Below are 18,227 nucleotides of genomic sequence, written 5' to 3'. Positions count from 1 at the left end.
TGCGCATGAGCACGCGTACTCAACTCTGGCGTGACCTCGCTCTTGCTGTTCGGTGCTTGGCATGATCGACGCGTGACGAGTGAACCTGCGCGGCCCGGCCGCACGAAGTACGTCTTGTTCGATGTCGACGGTACCTTGATCGACGCGGTGAGCAACCAGCGCCGGATCTGGGGAACCTGGGCGCAGCGGTATGGACTGGATGCGGACGAGGTCTACCAGGTGGCTCTGCGGACACGGCCCATGGAGACCTTCGCCCAGGTCGCCGCGGACCAGGATCCGCGCGCGTGCTTGGCCACACTGCATGAGCTGGAGGACGACGACGTCCGGTCCGGCGTCTACGCGGCCTTCGACGGCGCATCGGAGTTGCTGCGCGGCCTGCCGCCGGGGTCCTGGGCACTGGTGACCTCGAACTACGAGCACCGGGTGCGCGGCCGTTTCCTGCGGAAGGGCTTGCCGGTGCCGGGCGTGATCGTGGACGCGGCCGCTGTCGAGGAGGGCAAGCCCTCTCCCGTTCCGTACCTGCGGGCCGCTGCGCGGCTCGGCGCCGAGCCGGGAGACTGCCTGGTCATCGAGGACGCCCCGTCCGGGGTGCAGTCCGGGCTGCGGGCCGGGATGACGGTGTGGGGAGTGAATGCCCCTGCCGCGGTGGAGGGCGTGCACCGCCATTTCGTCAGTCTGCGCGAGGCGGTCCCGCACATCCTGGCCCGCGTGTCAGGCCCTCACGGGACTGCCGCGGCCTGATCCCATCAGCGCCGCGGGGCCCGGTCGATCGCCCGCGCTTGGTCGGTGGCCGGTACGGACCGCGTGATCGTGCGGCTCACTTGATGCCGTCGTCGTCCTTGGTTGCCTCGACCAGCGCGTCCTGCACGGCGTCCTCGGCCGCCGCGAAGTCGGCTCCGCGGCGCACGAGAACGGCGAGCACACTCGGCGTGAGGCTCCGGAGCAGGGCCTGGTTCATCCGAGATGTCACTCCGTGATGGTGGGCGGCTCGGTGAAGAACGGGCGCACCTCGAGCCACTCGTGGATCGGCTTCCCGCCCGCGCCCGGAGCGGCCGACAGCTCCCCGGCCAGCTCGACGGCGCGTTCGTAGCTGTCGACGTCGATCACCATCCAGCCGGCGATGAGGTCCTTGGTCTCGGCGAACGGTCCGTCGGTGACCGGCGGGCGCCCCTCGCCGTCGTACCGGACCCAGGTCCCCTCGGGGGCGAGTGCCTGACCGTCGACGAACTCGCCGGTCTTCTCCAGCCGGGCCGCGAAGTCCTGCATGTACTGCATGTGCGCCGAGATCTCCTCCGGCTTCCACTGGTCCCTAGGCACGTCGCTGACCGGTGCCGGGGCGCCGCGGTAGTGCTTCAGCAGCAAGTACTTGGCCACTCGTACGACCCATTGTGGTCGCGTTCACCACGGGGACGGAGCCGCCCCCGGGTTCTCGACATCGCCGTCCGAAGTTTTTTGGGATCTCGTGAGACGCGGCTCGGGGAGCTTCGGTGACCAGGGGCTGCTCTCCCCTCTGACCTGCGGCGGTGGGTTCTTCCTCGATGCACGTACCGCCACTGCCCCAAACGGACGGCGGCGAACGGGTGGTCTCGCTGTGCGTGGAACGTGCCCCCAGCCGGCCCGTCGGCCGATACGGCAGCCGGACTCCGGCGGCGCTCCCGAGCGCGTGACCGTTCCCGCTGTGCAACTCGACTGCCACTCGAAAAGCTCAACGAGACATGTCGTCCGAAAGGCCCAACAAAAGTTGCGTCACTCGAACGCCGGACCTGCCATGCGGATAGTTGCCGCGCCGGGAAGCCTAGGATCCGTCACCGACAACGGGTCATCGTCCGCCGTGCCTGGGACGGGCGGGAGAATTGACGACTGAAGGAGACGGGATGTCGCATCGCGCAGGCAGAACTCGTTGGAGGCGCTTCGCGGCAATTCTCGTTCCCGGCGTCGCAGCCAGTGCAACTATTGCCGTCGCCATGGCACAGGGAGCACTCGCCGCGTCGTTCCTCATCTCCGGCCAGAAATTCCAAGTCTCGGCGGACACGATGACCGCCCGCGGAGTCAGCATCTATGGCATGGTCGACGTGACCCGGAAGGGTAAACTCGTGCCCGTCGTGGTCACAGGCACCCGGCACGCATCGATCACCGGCCTGTGCCAGTCCGTTGTGGTCGACATCCCGGTGATCGGCCCGTACACACTGAGAGTCACCGGCGGCAATGAACGGCCCGCCGAGGCGTCGAACCTCTTTCTCGACGCGACAAGTCAGACGGCCGACGAGGTGAAATTCAGGGACCTCGACATCGGAATCGCGCAGGGGGCGATCACCAAGGGCCCGATCAATCCCGGGGACAGGCACTCGCGATTCTTCGACCCCGATGGCGTCGGCCAGCAGGCCGAGTCGTCCACCCTGACCAATGTGCGCTGGACCACGGTCGCGGTCACCGCCGGCACATTCAGCATTCCCGGTCTGTTCACTCGGCTCAAGCCGGGCCTCCACGAATGCTTCTGATCCCCGGGCGGGCCGTGCAGCAGATCAGGACAGGACACGTGATCACCAACTTCTCCGGCAGACAACGCGAACTGCGCGCCGTAGTGGCAGACGCCCGGTGCACGTTCAGAGCCTGGCGTGGTGTACGCCCCTTCTGGGCCGGGCTGTTCACGCTCCTGGCCGGCCTGCCGATCCTTTACTGGCCGTACGCGAACATGGACTTGAGCGGAATTCCGCTGGCTCTGTCGACCACATCCGGTGCCGGATCACTGGTCATCGGAATTCTCCTCATGGCCCTGGGAATCACTCTCTGGTATCGCCCCGCTGTTCGCGTGTTCGCCGGGATCGCCACTCTGCTGCTCGCTCTCATCTCCTTTCCCGTCGCGAACTTCGGTGGCCTGTTCCTCGGACTGATCTCCGGCCTGATCGGCGGCTCACTGGCTTGTGCCTGGCTGCCACCCGTTGTCGACGATTCGGAGGCCGGGCTCAGGAGCGGGCCCTGAGGAATTCGATGAGGGCCGTGTTCACCTCCCTCGGGCGTTCCTGCTGAGTCCAGTGTCCGCAGCCCGCGAGCTTGAGGGGATCGCGCGACAGGTTGGGCATCAGGGCGGGGAGTCTGTCGATGAGTTCGGGCGTGCCGGGGAAAGCGGGGACGGCGTCGCGGTCGCCGTAGATGTACAGGCTGGGCCGGGTGACGACGGCGCCGTGCCAGGGAGCGGTCAGTTCCCAGTTGCGGTCGAGGTTGCGATACCAGTTGAGTGCCCCGGTGAAGCCCTTGGAGAAGCTCTCGGTGAGTGCGTCGAGATCGTCCTCGGTGAACCACTCCGGCAGGACCTCGGGGTCCGGCATGGTCGCCAGCCAGCCGCGCTCGGGATCGACGAGTGGCTGCTTGCCCTCGCCCGCTCCGGGAGCGTCACCGGAAGCCCCGTAGAAGAACTTCCGCAAAGCGGTGCGCGTGTCCTTCGCGAACTCGGCGTCGGCGACGCCCGGGCGGTTGAAGTAGTTCCAGTAGAAGCGCCCGCCGAATTGTTTGTCCAGGGCGGCCAGGGGAGGCTCTGTCCCCCGGAACGGGGGCGGCACGCTCAGCCCGGTCACCCCGAGCACCATGTCCGGTCGTAGCAGCGCGGTGTGCCACGCGACGGGCGCGCCCCAGTCGTGCCCGACGACGTACGCCTTCGCCTCACCCAGCGCCTGGATCAGTGCGACGACGTCGCCGACCAGGTGGAGGATGGTGTACGCGTCGACGTCGGCGGGATGGTCGCTGCGTCCGTAGCCACGCTGGTCCGGGGCGACCACTCGGAAGCCCGCGTCCGCCAGCGGCCCGAACTGGTGGTGCCAGGAGTGCCATGACTCGGGGAAGCCGTGCAGGAGCACCACCAGGGGACCGCTGCCCTGCTCGGCGATGTGAAGCCGAATGCCGTTCACATCGACCATTCGATGCTCAACCATGTGCATGAGCGTATGCGTCGTGATCTTCGGCCGGCGGTGTCGGCCCTGGGTCGGTCGCGAGCCTCCCCCGTTTGTCTCACAGAGGGTGCCGTGGGCTCGCCGCCTTCATACGGTGACATGCTGCGGTGCGCTCGACGTGATGTCGTATGCCTCGGGGTCGAATTCGGCCAGGCGCCGCCGCATACGACCGGTCGACCAGGGCCAGCTGAAGCTGTTGCGGCCGTTGTCGTCGAGGTAGTAGCTGGAGCATCCGCCCGCGTTGTAGACGGTACGCGGCAGAGCCTGCTGGACCTCGGCGCTGAAGGCGGCCTGGACCTCGGGGCGTACGTTCATGCTCGTCCAGCCCGACGCGCGGAAGTGACGCACCGCGGCTGTGACGTGGTCCAGTTGTGCCTCGAGGATCGTGTAGGCGGAGGAGTGCCCGGTCCCGAGGTGTGGGCCGAGCAGGACGAACGCGTTGGGGAAGCCAGTGACCGTGGTGCCCAGGTAGGCGTCCGGGCTGCCCTTCCAGTGGTCGTCGAGGCTGGCGCCGGCGGCGTCGAACACCCGGTGGGCGATGGGCATGTCGAGGATGTGGAAGCCGGTTCCCAGAATGATGGTGTCGACGTCCGCGTCGCTGCCGTCGGCGCCGATGACACGGCTGCCGCGGACGGCCGCGACAGCCGTGGCGTGGACGGTGACATTGGGCCGGGTCAGTGCGGGATAGTACGTGTTCGACAGCAGCAGCCGCTTGCAGCCCAGGGTGTAGTCGGGTGTCAGGGCCTGGCGCAGCCGCGGGTCCCTGACTGTCGCTCTGAGGTGGAGCGTGCCCACCTTCTGCACCGCGCGCAGGAGGGACGGGTGCCGGAAACCGACTCCCAGGGTCTCCAGCGCCGCGTATTCCACGTTCCGCAGGGCCCGTTGGGCTGCCGGAAGGCGTCGCATCAGCCATCGCTCGGCACGGGGCACATAGTGGTCGGGCTTGGGCAGCACCCATTGGGCGGTGCGCTGGAACAGGTGAAGTCGCCCGACGTGTGGCTGGATGGCCGGGACGAACTGGACGGCTGACGCGCCGCTGCCGACCACGGCGACACGTGTGCCCGTCAGGTCGTGGTCGTGGCGCCAGCGCGAGGAGTGGAAGACCTCGCCGGGGAAGTCGGCCAGGCCGGGGATGTCGGGGAGCAGGGGTTCGTGCCAAGGGCCTGCCGCCGCGATCAGGAAGCGGGCCGTGTAGCGGTCCCGGTTGGTCTCGACATGCCAGCGGGCCTGGTGGGGGTGCCATTGGGCACGTATGGCCTCGGTGCCGAAGTGGATGAGCGGGGTGATGCCGTACCTGGCCGCGGTGTCACGGAGATACGCGCGTATCTCCGGCTGGCCCGCGAAGGCACGCGTCCACTCCGGATTGGGTGCGAACGAGTACGAGTAGAGGGCGGAGGGGACGTCGCAGGCGCAGCCCGGATAGGTGTTGTCCCGCCAGGTGCCGCCGAGGTCGTCCGCCTTCTCTACAAGGACGAGGTCGTGGACCCCCGCCTGGCGCAGTCTGACGGCGGCTCCGATGCCGGACAGACCGGTGCCGATGATCAGGACCTCCACGTCGCGGATCTCGCCGGTGCCGGTTGCCGCTGGAGCGTTGGGCTGGGGCATGTCAGGCTCCCCTCCGAGCGTCGAGGCCGTGGGCGGCGGGGGTGTGCGGAGCGGGTAGGCCGGCCGACCGGAGGGCATCGCGGACGGTGGCTCGCGTCGTGCGCAGGGCCGTCTCGAGGACCGTCGGACGACGTCGGCCGTTCATGAAGTTGCCTCCCATCACCTTCAGGTCGGCGGCGGTGGGCTCGATCCGGATGACCCGTGTGCCCGCTGCCCGCAACGCGGCGCATTCGGCGTTCAGCGTGCGGGTCATGACGCGGCGGAGCAGCGCCTCCGCGCGGCCGAGCCCGGTGCGTGGTGCGGGGGAGAACGAACTCATCGGCGCCACGACGTACACCTCGTCGAGGCCACGGGACACCAGGAGGTCGGCCGAGGCGGTGGACATGATGCCGCCGTCCGCGTAGCGCCGTCCTCCGACGCGTACGGGTGGAAACCAGCCGGGGACCGCCCAGGACGCGCGCAGAGCGTCACGCAAGGCGACCGGCGGGGTGTCCGGGTGTCCGAAAACGGTACGTCGCCCCGTGTCGAAGTCGGTCGCCACCAACCAGGTCGCGGGATGGGCGACCCAGCCTCCGGCCGGGGCGAGGTAGTCCGCCAGGGCTGCCAGCCATTCCGCCGAAGCACGCCCTTGCGGCAGCAAGCCCGACAGGCCGGCGAGCGCGGGAGCCCTGCCGCCCAGCGCGCGGCGCGTCAGCCGGGGTGATCCGGGGAACAGCGCGGGCCGGGGCGGCAGGCCTCGGGGAGGGGACGCGAAGTGGTGGCGAAGTTCGGGTCGGGCGTCCGGGTGGCCGAGTTGGGCGGCGAGGAGTTGTGCCACGCCGAGGCCGCTGCCGAGCATGGCCGCCAGCTCCGCCCCGGCCGACGTGCCCACCAGGACACCGGCGTCGCGTGGGTCCCACTGCGCGATCTGCTCGAGTGAATGCAGAGCGCCGATCGTCCAGGCCGCGCCGAGCGTTCCGCCGCAGCCCAGCACCAGTCCGCGGGAAGGGGTCGTTCGCCTGCCAGTCATGGTCACTGAGTACTCCGCCCAATCGGGACATCGGGACATGGGGGACATGGGGCATCGGGACATGGACATCGGGAAACCGGCGAGATCGGGATACCAGTGGTATCTGGATTTGGGATACTAGCGGTATCCGAGCGGGGTGGACAGCCCGAGTCGGGGATAGGATCCGAGGAGTTCAAGAACGGCAGAGCCTGCTGGGCGAGCCGCGCAGGACGGGAGAGGGAACAGAGGCATGGCCCGTCTCAGTCGCGTCGAGAGCCAGGAGCGCACGCGTGAGCGACTCGTCGCCACCGCGCGGGACCTGTTCCTGCGCAACGGCTACGGCGCGACGTCCCTCAGCGAAGTGGCGGAGGCGGCCGGGTATTCGAAGGGCGCCGTCTACTCCAACTTCCGTAGTAAGGGCCACCTGTGCCTGGCCGTCCTCGATGACATCCGTGCCGAACAGCTGACCCTGCTCACCGACTCCGTCATGCATGACGCCCGGATCGACGACCGCCTGGCGGCGTTCACCGCGTGGGGCGAGGCGCACATCGGTGACGAGGCCTGGACCACGCTCGAGGTCGAGTTCCTCACCCAGGCCCGCCATGACGACGAACTCCGGCACGAGATCACGGCGCGCACCGTCGCGATCCGCGGGGCACTCGCTCACCTGCTCGAGGCCTTGGCCGAGGAGTTGGGTGCCTCCCTGGCCATGCCCGCCGAGCAGGCCGCGATGACTCTGCTCAGCCTCGGCATCGGACTCGGCGTCCAGCGGATCACCGACCCGGCCGTTCCCACCGGAGTCCTCACCGACACGCTGCGTCTCATCCTGCGCTGATGGCGGTGTGCACCGCGGTTGCTTCTGCGGTGCCCGGTGCGACACGGCTCCCGGCCTCCGGGTGAGGGCGCCGTCCGTGCCGTCCCGCGCCGAGCATGCAAACGAGTGGTCCGCAGTGACGTCGAGTGCCTCGTGGCCGTTCGCGTTGGTGGTGTCGCCGCGCCCGGATCGGCCCCTTTTTTCCTAACATCTGCTTGTGCGCAAAACCTTGCGGCGGCGGCCGCGCCATACCTAAAATGCTTTCGCTTCACCTCGCATTTGACGAAAGATATTCGGTGAACGGCTATCGGGAGTAGGTGTCTCCATGACGGTTGCTGCTGCGTCGACGGTCCATCCGGACGAGGTGCACGAGCGGCTGAGCCGCTATGTGCTGACCGACGGTTTCAAACTTGTGCTCGACCCGCTTGCCAGTCGCGGCTCGTGGATCGTCGATGCGCGCACCGGTGAGAAGTTCCTCGACCTCTACTCGTTCTTCGCGTCCGCCCCGTTGGGGCTCAACGCGCCGGGCATCGTGGACGACCCGGCGTTCATGACCCTGCTCGCGCAGGTGGCGGCGAACAAGCCCGCCAACCCCGACATCTACACCACGCACTACGCAGAGTTCGTCGAGACGTTCGTCCGCGTGCTCGGCGATCCCGACCTGCCTCGACTGTTCTTCGTCGAGGGCGGGGCTCTCGCCGTCGAGAACGCGCTCAAGACAGCGTTCGACTGGAAGAGCCGCCACAACGAGGCCGCGGGCCGCTCACCCGAACTCGGCACCAAGGTGCTCCACCTGCGGCGGGCGTTCCACGGCCGCAGCGGCTACACCCTCTCGCTGACCAACACCGAGCCCAACAAGACGGCCCGCTTCCCGAAGTTCGACTGGCCGCGCATCGACGTACCCGCCGTGCGATTCCCCCTCGAGAGCCACCTCGCCGAGGTCGAGGAGGCGGAGGGACACGCCCTCGAGCAGGCGCGCCGAGCGTTCGAGGACAACCCGCACGACATCGCCTGCTTCATCGCCGAGCCGATCCAGGGCGAGGGCGGCGACAACCACATGCGCCCGGAGTTCCTGCGTGCGATGCAGGCGCTCTGTCACGAGTACGACGCGCTGTTCATCCTCGACGAGGTGCAGACCGGGGTGGGAATCACCGGTACCACCTGGGCCTACCAGCAACTCGGCCTCGAGCCGGATATCGTCGCCTTCGCCAAGAAGGTCCAGCTCGGCGGCATCATGGCCGGCCGCCGGGTCGACCAGGTACCCGACAACGTCTTCCAGGTCTCCGGCCGGATCAACTCCACCTGGGGCGGCGGTCTGGTCGACATGGTCCGGGCACGCCGCATCCTGGAGATCATCGAAAGGGACGACCTGGTGGCCCATGCCGCTGCCGTGGGATCGTGGTTCCTGGCCGAACTGCGTGATCTGGAAGTCCGGCACGCATCGGTGGCGTCCAACGCGCGGGGGCGTGGACTGATGAGCGCCATCGATCTGCCCGACAGCGGCGTCCGCGACGAGGTGGTACGCCGGTTGCGAACCGAGGAGCAGGTGATCGCATTGCCGTGCGGTGAGCGTTCGGTGCGCTTCCGCCCTGCCCTGACCATCACCCAGGACGAGCTCGGGATCGCCCTGCGGGCTCTCGACCGGATCCTCGCCGGTCTGCAGTGACCCCGAACCACCCGACAAGGAGCAAAGTCATGGCCCGTTCCGTCGCCTCGATCGTTGCCGGCCGCGTGGTCGCCGGCGCACCCGGCGGGACTCTTCAGCGCCCCAATCCCGGTCGTACCTCCGAGCTGGTCTCCGAGGTCTCACTCGGTGACGCCTCGACGTTCGTCGAGGCCGCCAAGGCCGCGAAGGCGGCTCAGCGGTCCTGGGCGGACATCCCGGCGCCGGTGCGCGGATCCGCGATCGGAAAGATCGGCCGACTCGTCGAAGCCAACAAGGACCGGCTCGCCCGCATCGTGACCGAAGAGATCGGCAAGCCGTACGCAGAGGCACTCGGCGAGGTCCAGGAGATCATCGACACCTGCGACTTCTTCCTGGGCGAGGGCCGTCGGCTGTACGGGCAGACGGTGCCTTCGGAGATGCCCGACAAGCAGCTGTTCACCTTCCGCAACCCCGTCGGCTCGGTTGCCGTGATCACCGCGGGCAACTTCCCGGTGGCCGTGCCGGCCTGGTATCTCGTGCCGGCGCTCGTGACCGGCAACACCGTGGTGTGGAAGCCCGCCGAGTACGCCGCCGCGAGCGCCCAGGCACTCTTCGAGCTGTTCGTCCACGGAGGCGGCCTGCCCGACGGCGTACTCAACCTCGTACTCGCCGACGGAGAGCAGACCTATGCCGGTCTGGAGGCCTCCCTCGAAGCCGGGCTGGTCGACAAGGTCGGCTTCACGGGGTCCTCGGCCGTCGGCCAGAAGATCGGCGCCCTGTGCGGAAGCCATCTGCAGACCCCGTGTCTGGAGCTGGGCGGCAAGAACCCCCAGGTGGTCACCCCGAGCGCAAACCTCGACCTGGCGGTCGAGGGGGCGTTGTTCTCCGGGTTCGGCACCGCGGGACAGCGCTGCACCTCCCTCGGGACGCTCATCATCCACGAGTCGGTGAAGGAGGACTTCCTCGCCCGCTTCGACGCCGCGAGCCGCGCGGCCCGGATCGGCGACGCGTTCGAGGACGTGCTCTACGGCCCGATGCTCGACGAGCGGTTCGCGCAGCGCTACGAGACCTTCCTCGGGTGGATCAAGGACCACCACCGGACGTACGGCTCCGACGGCATCGGGCGGATCACGGCCGACAACCCGCGCAAGGGCTTCGTCGGGGACCCCGAAGCGGGCATGTTCTACCACCCGGTGATCGTCGACGGAGTGCGCCGCGACGACGAGCTGTTCCTCAACGAGACCTTCGGCCCCCTCGTCTCGGTGACCACCTACCGGGACTTCGACGAGGCCCTGTTTCTCGCCAACGCCCCCGGCTACGGCCTGTCCGCCGCCATCTACACCACCGATCCGCACGACGTGTGGACGTTCCGGCGCGGCATCTCCGCGGGCATGGTCAGCGTCAACAACACCACCTCCGGAGCCGAGGCGCACCTCCCGTTCGGCGGCAACGGCAAGTCGGGCAACGGCAGTCGCCAGTCGGGGCAGTGGGTGCTCGACCAGTTCACCCGCTGGCAGTCCATGAACTGGGACTACTCCGGCCATCTGCAGAAAGCGCAGATGGACGTGGGCACGCTCGAGCCCGACATGGCCTTCCGCCTGTGAACGGCGTCGAGGACCTGGACCGGCACTTCCGCGAGGAGGTGACCGGTCTCCGGTCCGCCGCCCGCGCCGCCGGCCCGGTGGTGCCGCGGGCGGTGCCGCCGGTTCCGGGCCGCTCGCCGGGAGCGCGGACGCGGCGATCCAGCCGCACCCCGGCGCGCTGGACAGCCGTACCGCACTGGACCTGTTCGACGCCCAGCTGGAGAGCCGGCACGCCGACGCCGCTGCGCGCTGGATGCAGCAGCAGGGCCGTGGCTACTACACCATCGGATCGAGCGGGCACGAGGGCAACGCCGCGGTCGCCCTCGCGTTGCGCCCCACCGACCCGGCATTGCTGCACTACCGGTCCGGCGCCTTCTACTGCGCCCGCGCCCGGCAGGCCGGCGGCATCGACGCGGTCAGGGACATGCTGCTGGGGGTGGCCGCCGGGGTCGACGAGCCGATCGCCGGTGGACGGCACAAGGTGTACGGGCGCCGCGAACTGGCCGTCATCCCACAGACGTCGACCATCTCCTCCCACCTGCCGCGGGCAGTCGGGGTGGCCTGGAGCATCGCCCGCGCCAAGCGGCTCGGGACCGAGTGCGCCTGGCCCGACGATGCCGTCGTCTGCTGCTCCTTCGGCGACGCCTCGGCCAACCACTCCACGGCGGCAGGCGCCATCAACAGCGCCTGCCACGCGGCCTACCAGGGCCTTCCGATGCCAGTGCTGTTCGTCTGCGAGGACAACGGCCTGGGAATCAGCGTGCCGACCCCGCACGACTGGGTGCGGCGCGCCTACGGCAACCGGCCCGGGCTCGCCTACTTCGCGGCGGACGGGTGCGATCCGTCAGCCGCCTTCGACGCCGCGCGCGAGGCAGTGGCCCATGTCCGCAAGAGCCGTAAACCCGCGTTCCTGCACCTGTCGACGGTGCGATTCCTCGGCCACGCGGGCTCGGACGCCGAAGCCGCCTACCGGATGCCTTCCGAAGTCGCCTCGGACGTGCGGCGCGACCCGCTGCTGGCCACGGCCCGGCTGCTCACAGCGACCGGCGTCCTGACACCGCAGGAGGTTCTCGAGCGGTACGACGAGGTGGCCGGGCGGGTGTTCGCCGTTGCCAAGGAGGCCCTCGACAGCGAGCCCCTGACCACCGCCGCGGAGATCGCCGCGCCCGTCGCCCCACGCCGTCCCGACCTCGTGGCGGCGGCGGCACGCCGTACGAACGACACACCCACAGCGCCCGTGGGCGAGCCCGTCACCGTCGCCCAGGCCATCACCCACACACTCGCCGACCTGCTCGGCAGCTACCCGGAGATGGTCGTCTTCGGCGAGGACGTCGGCCGCAAGGGCGGGGTCTACGGACTGACCCGGGGACTGCAGCGGCGTTTCGGTACGGCTCGGGTCTTCGACACCCTGCTCGACGAGCAGGCCATCCTCGGCCTCGCGCTGGGGGCGGGACTGTCCGGGCTGCTGCCGGTGGCAGAGATCCAGTACCTTGCGTATCTGCACAACGCCGAGGACCAACTGCGCGGCGAGGCCGCGACGCTTCAGTTCTTCTCCCAGGGTCAGTACCGCAACCCCCTCGTGGTCCGTATCGCCGGCTACGGCTACCAGCGCGGGTTCGGCGGTCACTTCCACAACGACAACGCGCTGGGCGTCCTGCGTGACATTCCCGGTCTGGTCATCGCCTCCCCGTCCCGCCCCGACGACGCCGCCGCGATGCTGCGTACCTGTGTGGCGGCCGGCAAGGTGGACGGAACGGTCAGCGTCTTCCTCGAGCCGATCGCGCTCTACCACACGCGAGACCTCCACACGGAGAAGGACAACGGCTGGCTCGCCGCATATCCGCCACCCGAACAGCACGTACCGATCGGCCGGGCACGCACCTATGGCACAGGTGCGGACCTGACCCTCGTGACCTTCGGCAACGGCCTGCCCATCTCGCTTCGAGCCGCACGCCGGCTGGAGCAGCAGGGCATCGCCTGCCGGATCGTCGACCTGCGCTGGCTGTCACCCCTGCCGGTCGACGACCTGCTGCGCGAGGCACGTGCGACGGGACGCGTCCTCGTGGTCGACGAGACCCGCCGTACGGGAGGAGTCTCCGAGGGAGTCGTCACCGCCCTGGTCGACGCCGGATTCACCGGTGCCGTCCGGCGGGTCGCCAGCGCGGACACCTTCATCCCGCTGGGGAACGCGGCGCAGTTGGTGCTCGTGTCCGAGTCCGACGTCGAGCGCGCCGCCGTCGAACTGCTCTCGGCGGACTCGTCTGCTCACCGGTGACGGTTGGTCAGTCGCGGCATCGCGTGGGCCCTCAACGGACGTACAAGCCCTCCAGCAGCGAGGTCAGATAGCGGCGGGCGGTCTCGACGCGGACTGCGGGGGTGCCGTGGACGTTGGCGGCGTAGGCGATGCCGCACATCAGCGGGACCAGATCGTCAGAGGTCAGGTCGGCGCGTACGACCTCGGCATCGCGAGCCCGCTCGAGCAACTGTCTGCCGACCGACGACAGGGTCCGCTTCAGTTCGGTGGTGCGCGGCAGGGCGTCCGTGGGGGCCGCGGTGACCGGGGACAGGGACGCATCGGTGACCTGCGCTTCGATGGTGCGGGTGAGAAAGCCGGCGAGGGCGCGCCCGGGGTCGCCGTCGGCCAGCGCCTGCTCGCCGTGGGCGGCGAGTGCCTCCAGGCTGGGGGTGGCCACGGTTTCCAGGAGTGCCTCGGCGGTGGGGAAGTGGCGATAGACGGTGCCCACGCCCATGCGGGCACGGCGGGCGATGTCGTTGAGCTGCAGTGGTGTGCCTTCGTCGACGAGATCGCGAGCCACAGCGACGATTCGTTCCCAGTTGCGGGCTGCGTCCTTGCGCAGGCGGGCGGCCGTCATGTGCGAAGTCTAACTGGATGGCTCATCCGAATCGCTGCGGAACGCGATCCGGATGAGCCACCTGTTTCCACTTCCGAGCGGCCTCGTGCTGACGCCGCGAGGTGGGCGCGAGGTGTTCACTGAGGTGGCGGACGGCTTCGGCGATGCGGGGGATCCGTTGCCGGGAGGAAGGGGGCGACCGGATGTGCCTGGGGTCCGATGACGACGCCGGTCCGGCCCGTCAGTGAGTCGTCGGTCGCGGCGAAGATCGAAGGCTCGGCCGCCAGGGATGCCGGGCCCGAGGCCGAGCGCTCGAACTTGCGCCGTAGCAGCGGCCAGAGCAGCCGCAGCCCCGGCGAGACGATCTTCGGATCGCGCATGGTCCCGTTGGTCACGTCGGTCGCGGCGCCACCGGGATCCGCCGCGAAGACCGACACGCCCGTGCCGTCCAGCCGGCCGGCCAGATCAAGCGTGTAGGCGAGGTTGGCGAGCTTGGCGCGGCCGTACCGGTGAAAGCCGTAGTAGCCCCCCGGCGGCTCAACGGAGTCGAAAGCGCGCTTCGCGACACCGGTCGCTCCCGAGGTGACGTTCACGATCCGGCTCGGCGCACCGGCTCGCAACGTGGCAGCAGTTCGGTGAGCAGATACGGCGAGAAGTGATTGACGGCGAACGTCGCCTCGATCCCGTCGGCCGAGTCCTGCCGGTCGGGGAACATTGCTCCGACGTTGTTGACCAGCACGGTGAGCGGGCCATCTGCGGCAATGCGGTCGGCGAGGGCGCGGACCGCGTCGAGTGAAGAGAGGTCGGCGGCCAGGAACCGGGCGGAGTGCAGGGGCGCCGTCGCGTTGATCCGTTCGACGGCACGGGCACCGCGCTCGGCGTTGCGCCCGACCACGGTGACCGCAATGCCGGCTTTGGTCAGCCCCAAGGCGGTCTCCAGCCCGATTCCCGCTGTCCCTGCCGTGACGACCGCTGTCTGCTTCATTGCGCAACCCGTTCTGTGTATCCGGATGAATTATCCGGTTGATTGATGCCGCCGTCGCAGATGCGGATGACCTATCCGGTTTGACGAGAGTGTTGTAGAACCCGCCCCCTGGGCCCTCGTCGTCGGGCTCGGTTGGTGGTGCCGGGGTCAGCCCAGACCGGGCAGGCTGCGCAGTTCTCCTATGCGCAGGAGTCGGGCGAGGAGGAGGAACAGCAGGGTCATCGTGATGGCGCCTGCTGCCAGCGCGATGGCCGGTGTCCAGGAGGTCGCTGCGGGGTTGTCGTTCAGGGCGCGGGTGATCAGCCAGCCGGCGGTCCCGGCGCCGGTGGCGGCCGTGGCCAGTTTGGCGTAGGTGCGGCAGATCCGGCGGCCGTCGAGCAGTCCCTCGGTGCGCCGCCTCAGACGCAGAGCCGTCAGCAGCAGGCCGATGCCGTAGGACAGGGCATAGGCCGCGGCCATCCCGGTGACGGCCCAACGGGGGGACAGCAGAAGATGGCAGGCCACAGCGAGCGCGATGTTGATACCGCCGATCCACAGCGCCATGCGGAACGGCGTGCGGGTGTCCTCGAAGGCGTAGAAGCCGCGCAGCAGGAGGTACTGGGCGGAGAACGGGATCAGTCCCAGGCCGAAGGCCTGCAGCATGTGCCCCAGAGGGACGGTTGCCGTGGCGTCGGCGGCCCCGTGGGCGAACAGCAGCTGTGCGATCCGCGGGCCGAAGACGACGAAGAAGAACGCCGCCGGGACGATGACGACGCCGCTGACCCGGAGCGCGCGGGACAGATCGGCGCGCAGGTCGTCGAGACGATGCTCGGTCACGGCCCGGCTCATGCGCGGCAGCAGCGCGGTCACGAGGGAGACCGTGACGATCGACTGGGGGAGCATCCATATCTGCTGGGCGTAGCTGTAGGCGGTGTAGCCGACGCCGTCGCGGGGCAGGGCGGCGTCCGCAGCTGAGGCCAGGCGCGTGACCACGGTGCTCGCCACGAGGTTGGCCAGGACGAACAGCAGGGTCCAGCGGGCCGCGTTCACGCTCTTGCGCAGCCCGGCGCCCCGCCAGTCGAAGCGCGGCCGCAACCGGAAGCCGGCCGCGTGGGCGTACGGGATCAGGGCGAGAGCCTGGAGGGCCAGGGCGAGGGTGGTGCCGATGCCCAGCAGTTCTACCTGGGCGTCGGTGATGTCCGAGACGTTCTCGGGGGCGGTCATCATGCCGAGGTAGAGGCCGAACATCGTGATCAGGACGAGGTTGTTCAGAACCGGGGTCCACATCATCGCCCCGAACCGGTTCCGGGCGTTGAGGACCTGCCCGAAGATGCTGAACACGCCGTAGAAGAAGATCTGGGGGAGCAGGAAGCGGGCGAAGACCACGGTCAGCTCGAACGCATCGTGCGTGGCGGGTGTGTCGCGCTGGTAGATGCTGATGATCTCGGGAGCGGCCCAGGTGGCCAGCGTGGCGCCGACACCGAGGACACACAGCACCAGGGTGACCAGGCGCTGCTCGAACGCGGCCCCGCCGTCGGGGTCCTGTGTCCGGGCCCGGACCAGTTGCGGGACCAGTACGGAGTTCAGCGCGCCGCCGATCAGCAGGAAGTACAGGCTGGTGGGCACCGTGTTGGCCTGGTTGTACGTGGTGGCCAGCAACCCGGTGCCCAGGGCGGCGGCTTGCAGTACTTGCCGGATCAGTCCGGTGACGCGCGAGACCAGGGTTCCGGCGGCCATCAGCGCGGACGACCGCCGTACTGTGCCGGCCTTGGCCCCCTTGGGGGCAGCGTGCTTACCGCGTCTCGTACTTGGGCGCTCCAACCGCTGGGGCGACGTCTCCTCGATCATGGGACCAATCTACGTCTGCCTTGACCGGACGGGCCTTGAGGTGGCGTGACGCGTGCGGTGCCACACGCCAGTCAGGATGCGTTCAGGTGTCCGGTGGCACGGTCGCTCTCCATGACCTACGAAACGTCTGAGACTTCCGCCGTCTCCGCGGCCGACAGGCCCGTCGCACCGGGGCAACGTCGGCTGCGCTGGAACAAGGTGCCCGAGGTCACTGTCTACTTCTGGATCATCAAGGTGCTGTGTACGACGGTCGGTGAGACCGCGGCCGACCTGTTGAACGAGAAGGCCGGCCTCGGCCTGACCGGTGTGTCGGTGCTGATGAGCGCGTTGCTGGCCGTGGTGCTGGTCGTGCAGTTCCGTACGAGCGCCTACCGGGCGGGCGTGTACTGGCTCGCCGTGGCCCTGATCAGCGTCGTCGGTACGCTGATCAGCGACAACCTCACCGACAACATGGGCGTGCCGCTGGAGCTGAGCACCACGGTGTTCGGGCTCGTTCTCGCGGTCGTGTTCGTCGTCTGGTACCGCCGTGAGCGGACGCTGTCCATCCACAGCATCGACACCGTCCGCCGCGAGTCGTTCTACTGGCTCGCCGTCCTGTTCACCTTCGCCCTGGGCACCGCGGCCGGTGACCTGGTCTCCGAGCGCATGGATCTCGGCTACTGGCTGTCCGCCGTGCTTTTCGCCCTGGCCATCGCCGCAGTCGCCGTCGCACACCGCGCACTCGGTCTCGACGCGGTCTGGAGCTTCTGGATCGCGTACATCCTCACCCGGCCGCTCGGAGCCTCGATCGGCGACTACCTCTCCCAGCCGACCGGTGACGGCGGAGCGGGTCTGGGCACGGTGATCACCAGCGTGCTGTTCCTCGCGGTCATCCTCGGTCTGGTCGTGTACCTGGCCGTCACCCGAAAGGACGTCACCGAGCCGGAAGGGGCCGCACGACAGGCAGTGTGACCTGCGATCCGCCTGTGTTCAGGATGCGTTCAGGATCTCTGTGCCACGGTCGAAGATCACGGCCGCCGCCGGCGGCCGACTCATCTCACAGGGCGCTCGTCCCGGTTCCTCAGGGGCGAGCGCCCTGTCGTTCGACCGGACAGGAGAATCCGAGTTGGAGAAATCCGAGGTCCTCACCGACCTCGACGTGGCGAGCACGTCGAAGACCAAGTCGGTGATGAAGAAACTGCCCGAGGTGACGCTGGCCTTCTGGATCATGAAGATCGCCGCGACGACCTTGGGCGAGACGGCGGGCGACCTCTTCGCGCAGACCCTGAAGCTGGGCTACTTCCTCACCACGATCGCGCTGTTCCTGGTGTTCGTGGTGACGCTGGTGGTCCAGCTGCGATCCAGTCGCTACAACCCGTTCTGCTACTGGACCGTGATCCTGTCGACCAGCATGGCGGGCACCACGATGTCCGACTTCATGAACCGCGACGCCAGCGCCAAGTTCCTCTCGAACGGCGCGACCAGGCTGGGCTGGGGCCCACAGGGCCTTGGCCTGGGCTACCCCGCCGGAGCGGCGATCCTGATCTCCGTCCTCCTGGCGATCTTCCTCGCCTGGAAGCTGAGCGGGATGACGTTCCAGATCCGCGACATCGTCACCTTCAAGGGCGAGGCCCTGTTCTGGTCGGCGATCCTGGTGTCGAACACCCTCGGCACCTCGATGGGTGACTTCCTGTCCGACAGCTCCGGCCTCGGCTACGCCGGTGGCGCGCTGCTCGTGACCGGGATGCTCGCCGTACTCGTAGCGCTCATGAAGGTGCCCACGGTGCCGAACGTGCTGCTGTTCTGGATCGCCTTCGTCCTGACCCGCCCGCTGGGCGCCACCGCGGGCGACTTCCTCACCAAGCCGGTCGCCAAGGGCGGCCTGGATCTGGGTACCGTGGGCTCGTCCGCCGTACTGCTCGTCGTTCTGTTCGGCCTGATGGCCTACGCCCACCAGCAAGAGCGTCGTACCGCCGCTGGACGGGGCCGGGAGGAGCGGGAATAG

General features: G+C 68.8%; 15 protein-coding genes and 2 pseudogenes. 9 read left to right on the top strand and 8 right to left on the bottom strand.

Annotated elements, in window-relative coordinates:
* Positions 1–72 precede the first annotated feature (72 nt).
* Entirely contained in the window at positions 73–741 is a 669-nt protein-coding gene (locus N8I87_RS01870) for an HAD family hydrolase (RefSeq protein ID WP_263204930.1), read from the top strand.
* A gap of 97 nt (positions 742–838) precedes the next feature.
* Here N8I87_RS01870 and N8I87_RS01865 read toward each other — a convergent pair.
* Both N8I87_RS01865 and N8I87_RS01860 read right to left on the bottom strand, forming a co-directional pair.
* Positions 839–958: pseudogene (locus N8I87_RS01865) on the bottom strand (RNA polymerase subunit sigma-24); the annotation flags it as partial.
* 8 nt (positions 959–966) lie between these two features.
* Positions 967–1,374 carry a YciI family protein gene (locus tag N8I87_RS01860; RefSeq protein ID WP_263204929.1) on the bottom strand — a complete coding sequence of 136 codons (408 nt, stop codon included), beginning with the start codon at positions 1,372–1,374 and terminating at the stop codon, positions 967–969.
* A 500-nt stretch (positions 1,375–1,874) separates the two neighbouring features.
* Here N8I87_RS01860 and N8I87_RS01855 point away from each other — a divergent pair, with 500 nt between their 5' ends.
* Positions 1,875–2,498, top strand: a complete 624-nt coding sequence (locus tag N8I87_RS01855) for a DUF6230 family protein (protein WP_263204928.1) — start codon at positions 1,875–1,877, stop codon at positions 2,496–2,498.
* 38 nt (positions 2,499–2,536) lie between these two features.
* The gene (locus N8I87_RS01850; protein ID WP_411577177.1) at positions 2,537–2,980 is read left to right on the top strand and encodes a DUF6114 domain-containing protein; all 444 of its coding nucleotides are present in this window, start codon (positions 2,537–2,539) and stop codon (positions 2,978–2,980) included.
* Here N8I87_RS01850 and N8I87_RS01845 read toward each other — a convergent pair.
* The 3 genes from N8I87_RS01845 to N8I87_RS01835 all read right to left on the bottom strand — a co-directional run bounded on the left by N8I87_RS01845 (position 2,964) and on the right by N8I87_RS01835 (position 6,558).
* Entirely contained in the window at positions 2,964–3,926 is a 963-nt protein-coding gene (locus N8I87_RS01845; RefSeq protein ID WP_263204927.1) for an alpha/beta fold hydrolase, read from the bottom strand. The two genes, N8I87_RS01850 and N8I87_RS01845, sit on opposite strands and share 17 nt — an antisense overlap.
* Before the next feature lie 105 nt (positions 3,927–4,031).
* Positions 4,032–5,549 (bottom strand): flavin-containing monooxygenase, encoded by a 1,518-nt coding sequence (locus N8I87_RS01840; RefSeq protein ID WP_263204926.1) that lies wholly within the window; start codon positions 5,547–5,549, stop codon positions 4,032–4,034.
* 1 nt (position 5,550) lies between these two features.
* The gene (locus tag N8I87_RS01835; RefSeq protein WP_263204925.1) at positions 5,551–6,558 is read right to left on the bottom strand and encodes a patatin-like phospholipase family protein; all 1,008 of its coding nucleotides are present in this window, start codon (positions 6,556–6,558) and stop codon (positions 5,551–5,553) included.
* 229 nt (positions 6,559–6,787) lie between these two features.
* Between N8I87_RS01835 and N8I87_RS01830 the strand changes: the two genes are divergently transcribed.
* From N8I87_RS01830 to N8I87_RS01815, 4 genes are all read left to right on the top strand, one after another.
* Positions 6,788–7,372: a TetR/AcrR family transcriptional regulator gene (locus N8I87_RS01830; protein WP_263204924.1), complete on the top strand. Its 585-nt coding sequence runs from the start codon at positions 6,788–6,790 to the stop codon at positions 7,370–7,372.
* A 304-nt stretch (positions 7,373–7,676) separates the two neighbouring features.
* Complete coding sequence (lat, locus tag N8I87_RS01825; RefSeq protein ID WP_263204923.1) at positions 7,677–9,017, top strand: L-lysine 6-transaminase; 1,341 nt, start codon at positions 7,677–7,679, stop codon at positions 9,015–9,017.
* A 29-nt stretch (positions 9,018–9,046) separates the two neighbouring features.
* The gene (locus N8I87_RS01820; RefSeq protein ID WP_263204922.1) at positions 9,047–10,600 is read left to right on the top strand and encodes an aldehyde dehydrogenase family protein; all 1,554 of its coding nucleotides are present in this window, start codon (positions 9,047–9,049) and stop codon (positions 10,598–10,600) included.
* Positions 10,601–10,736: 136 nt separating this feature from the next.
* Positions 10,737–12,854 carry a thiamine pyrophosphate-dependent enzyme gene (locus N8I87_RS01815; protein WP_317633552.1) on the top strand — a complete coding sequence of 706 codons (2,118 nt, stop codon included), beginning with the start codon at positions 10,737–10,739 and terminating at the stop codon, positions 12,852–12,854.
* A gap of 31 nt (positions 12,855–12,885) precedes the next feature.
* Here the strand turns inward: N8I87_RS01815 and N8I87_RS01810 are convergent, their stop codons facing one another.
* The 3 genes and pseudogenes from N8I87_RS01810 to murJ form a co-directional block, all read right to left on the bottom strand.
* Positions 12,886–13,452, bottom strand: coding sequence for a TetR/AcrR family transcriptional regulator (locus N8I87_RS01810; protein WP_263204921.1), 567 nt, complete (start codon positions 13,450–13,452; stop codon positions 12,886–12,888).
* Positions 13,453–13,474: 22 nt separating this feature from the next.
* A pseudogene (locus N8I87_RS01805) lies at positions 13,475–14,416 on the bottom strand (SDR family NAD(P)-dependent oxidoreductase).
* Positions 14,417–14,563: 147 nt separating this feature from the next.
* The gene (murJ, locus tag N8I87_RS01800) at positions 14,564–16,243 is read right to left on the bottom strand and encodes a murein biosynthesis integral membrane protein MurJ (protein WP_263204920.1); all 1,680 of its coding nucleotides are present in this window, start codon (positions 16,241–16,243) and stop codon (positions 14,564–14,566) included.
* Between the two features lie 111 nt (positions 16,244–16,354).
* Here murJ and N8I87_RS01795 point away from each other — a divergent pair, with 111 nt between their 5' ends.
* Positions 16,355–17,194 carry a COG4705 family protein gene (locus N8I87_RS01795; protein WP_263204919.1) on the top strand — a complete coding sequence of 280 codons (840 nt, stop codon included), beginning with the start codon at positions 16,355–16,357 and terminating at the stop codon, positions 17,192–17,194.
* 154 nt (positions 17,195–17,348) lie between these two features.
* Positions 17,349–18,227 carry a COG4705 family protein gene (locus N8I87_RS01790; RefSeq protein WP_263204918.1) on the top strand — a complete coding sequence of 293 codons (879 nt, stop codon included), beginning with the start codon at positions 17,349–17,351 and terminating at the stop codon, positions 18,225–18,227.

Source organism: Streptomyces sp. HUAS 15-9 (assembly GCF_025642155.1).
Taxonomy (GTDB): domain Bacteria; phylum Actinomycetota; class Actinomycetes; order Streptomycetales; family Streptomycetaceae; genus Streptomyces.
This window is presented reverse-complemented; position numbering and strand designations above follow the sequence as displayed.

Excerpts from the sequence above, each read along its gene's own strand:
- N8I87_RS01810 (WP_263204921.1), bottom strand. The coding sequence starts at position 13,452 with ATGACGGCCGCCCGCCTGCGCAAGGACGCAGCCCGCAACTGGGAACGA.
- N8I87_RS01840 (WP_263204926.1), bottom strand. The coding sequence starts at position 5,549 with ATGCCCCAGCCCAACGCTCCAGCGGCAACCGGCACCGGCGAGATCCGC.
- N8I87_RS01835 (WP_263204925.1), bottom strand. The coding sequence starts at position 6,558 with ATGACTGGCAGGCGAACGACCCCTTCCCGCGGACTGGTGCTGGGCTGC.
- N8I87_RS01830 (WP_263204924.1), top strand. The coding sequence starts at position 6,788 with ATGGCCCGTCTCAGTCGCGTCGAGAGCCAGGAGCGCACGCGTGAGCGA.
- N8I87_RS01855 (WP_263204928.1), top strand. The coding sequence starts at position 1,875 with ATGTCGCATCGCGCAGGCAGAACTCGTTGGAGGCGCTTCGCGGCAATT.
- N8I87_RS01795 (WP_263204919.1), top strand. The coding sequence starts at position 16,355 with ATGACCTACGAAACGTCTGAGACTTCCGCCGTCTCCGCGGCCGACAGG.
- murJ (WP_263204920.1), bottom strand. The coding sequence starts at position 16,243 with ATGATCGAGGAGACGTCGCCCCAGCGGTTGGAGCGCCCAAGTACGAGA.
- N8I87_RS01845 (WP_263204927.1), bottom strand. The coding sequence starts at position 3,926 with ATGGTTGAGCATCGAATGGTCGATGTGAACGGCATTCGGCTTCACATC.
- N8I87_RS01820 (WP_263204922.1), top strand. The coding sequence starts at position 9,047 with ATGGCCCGTTCCGTCGCCTCGATCGTTGCCGGCCGCGTGGTCGCCGGC.
- lat (WP_263204923.1), top strand. The coding sequence starts at position 7,677 with ATGACGGTTGCTGCTGCGTCGACGGTCCATCCGGACGAGGTGCACGAG.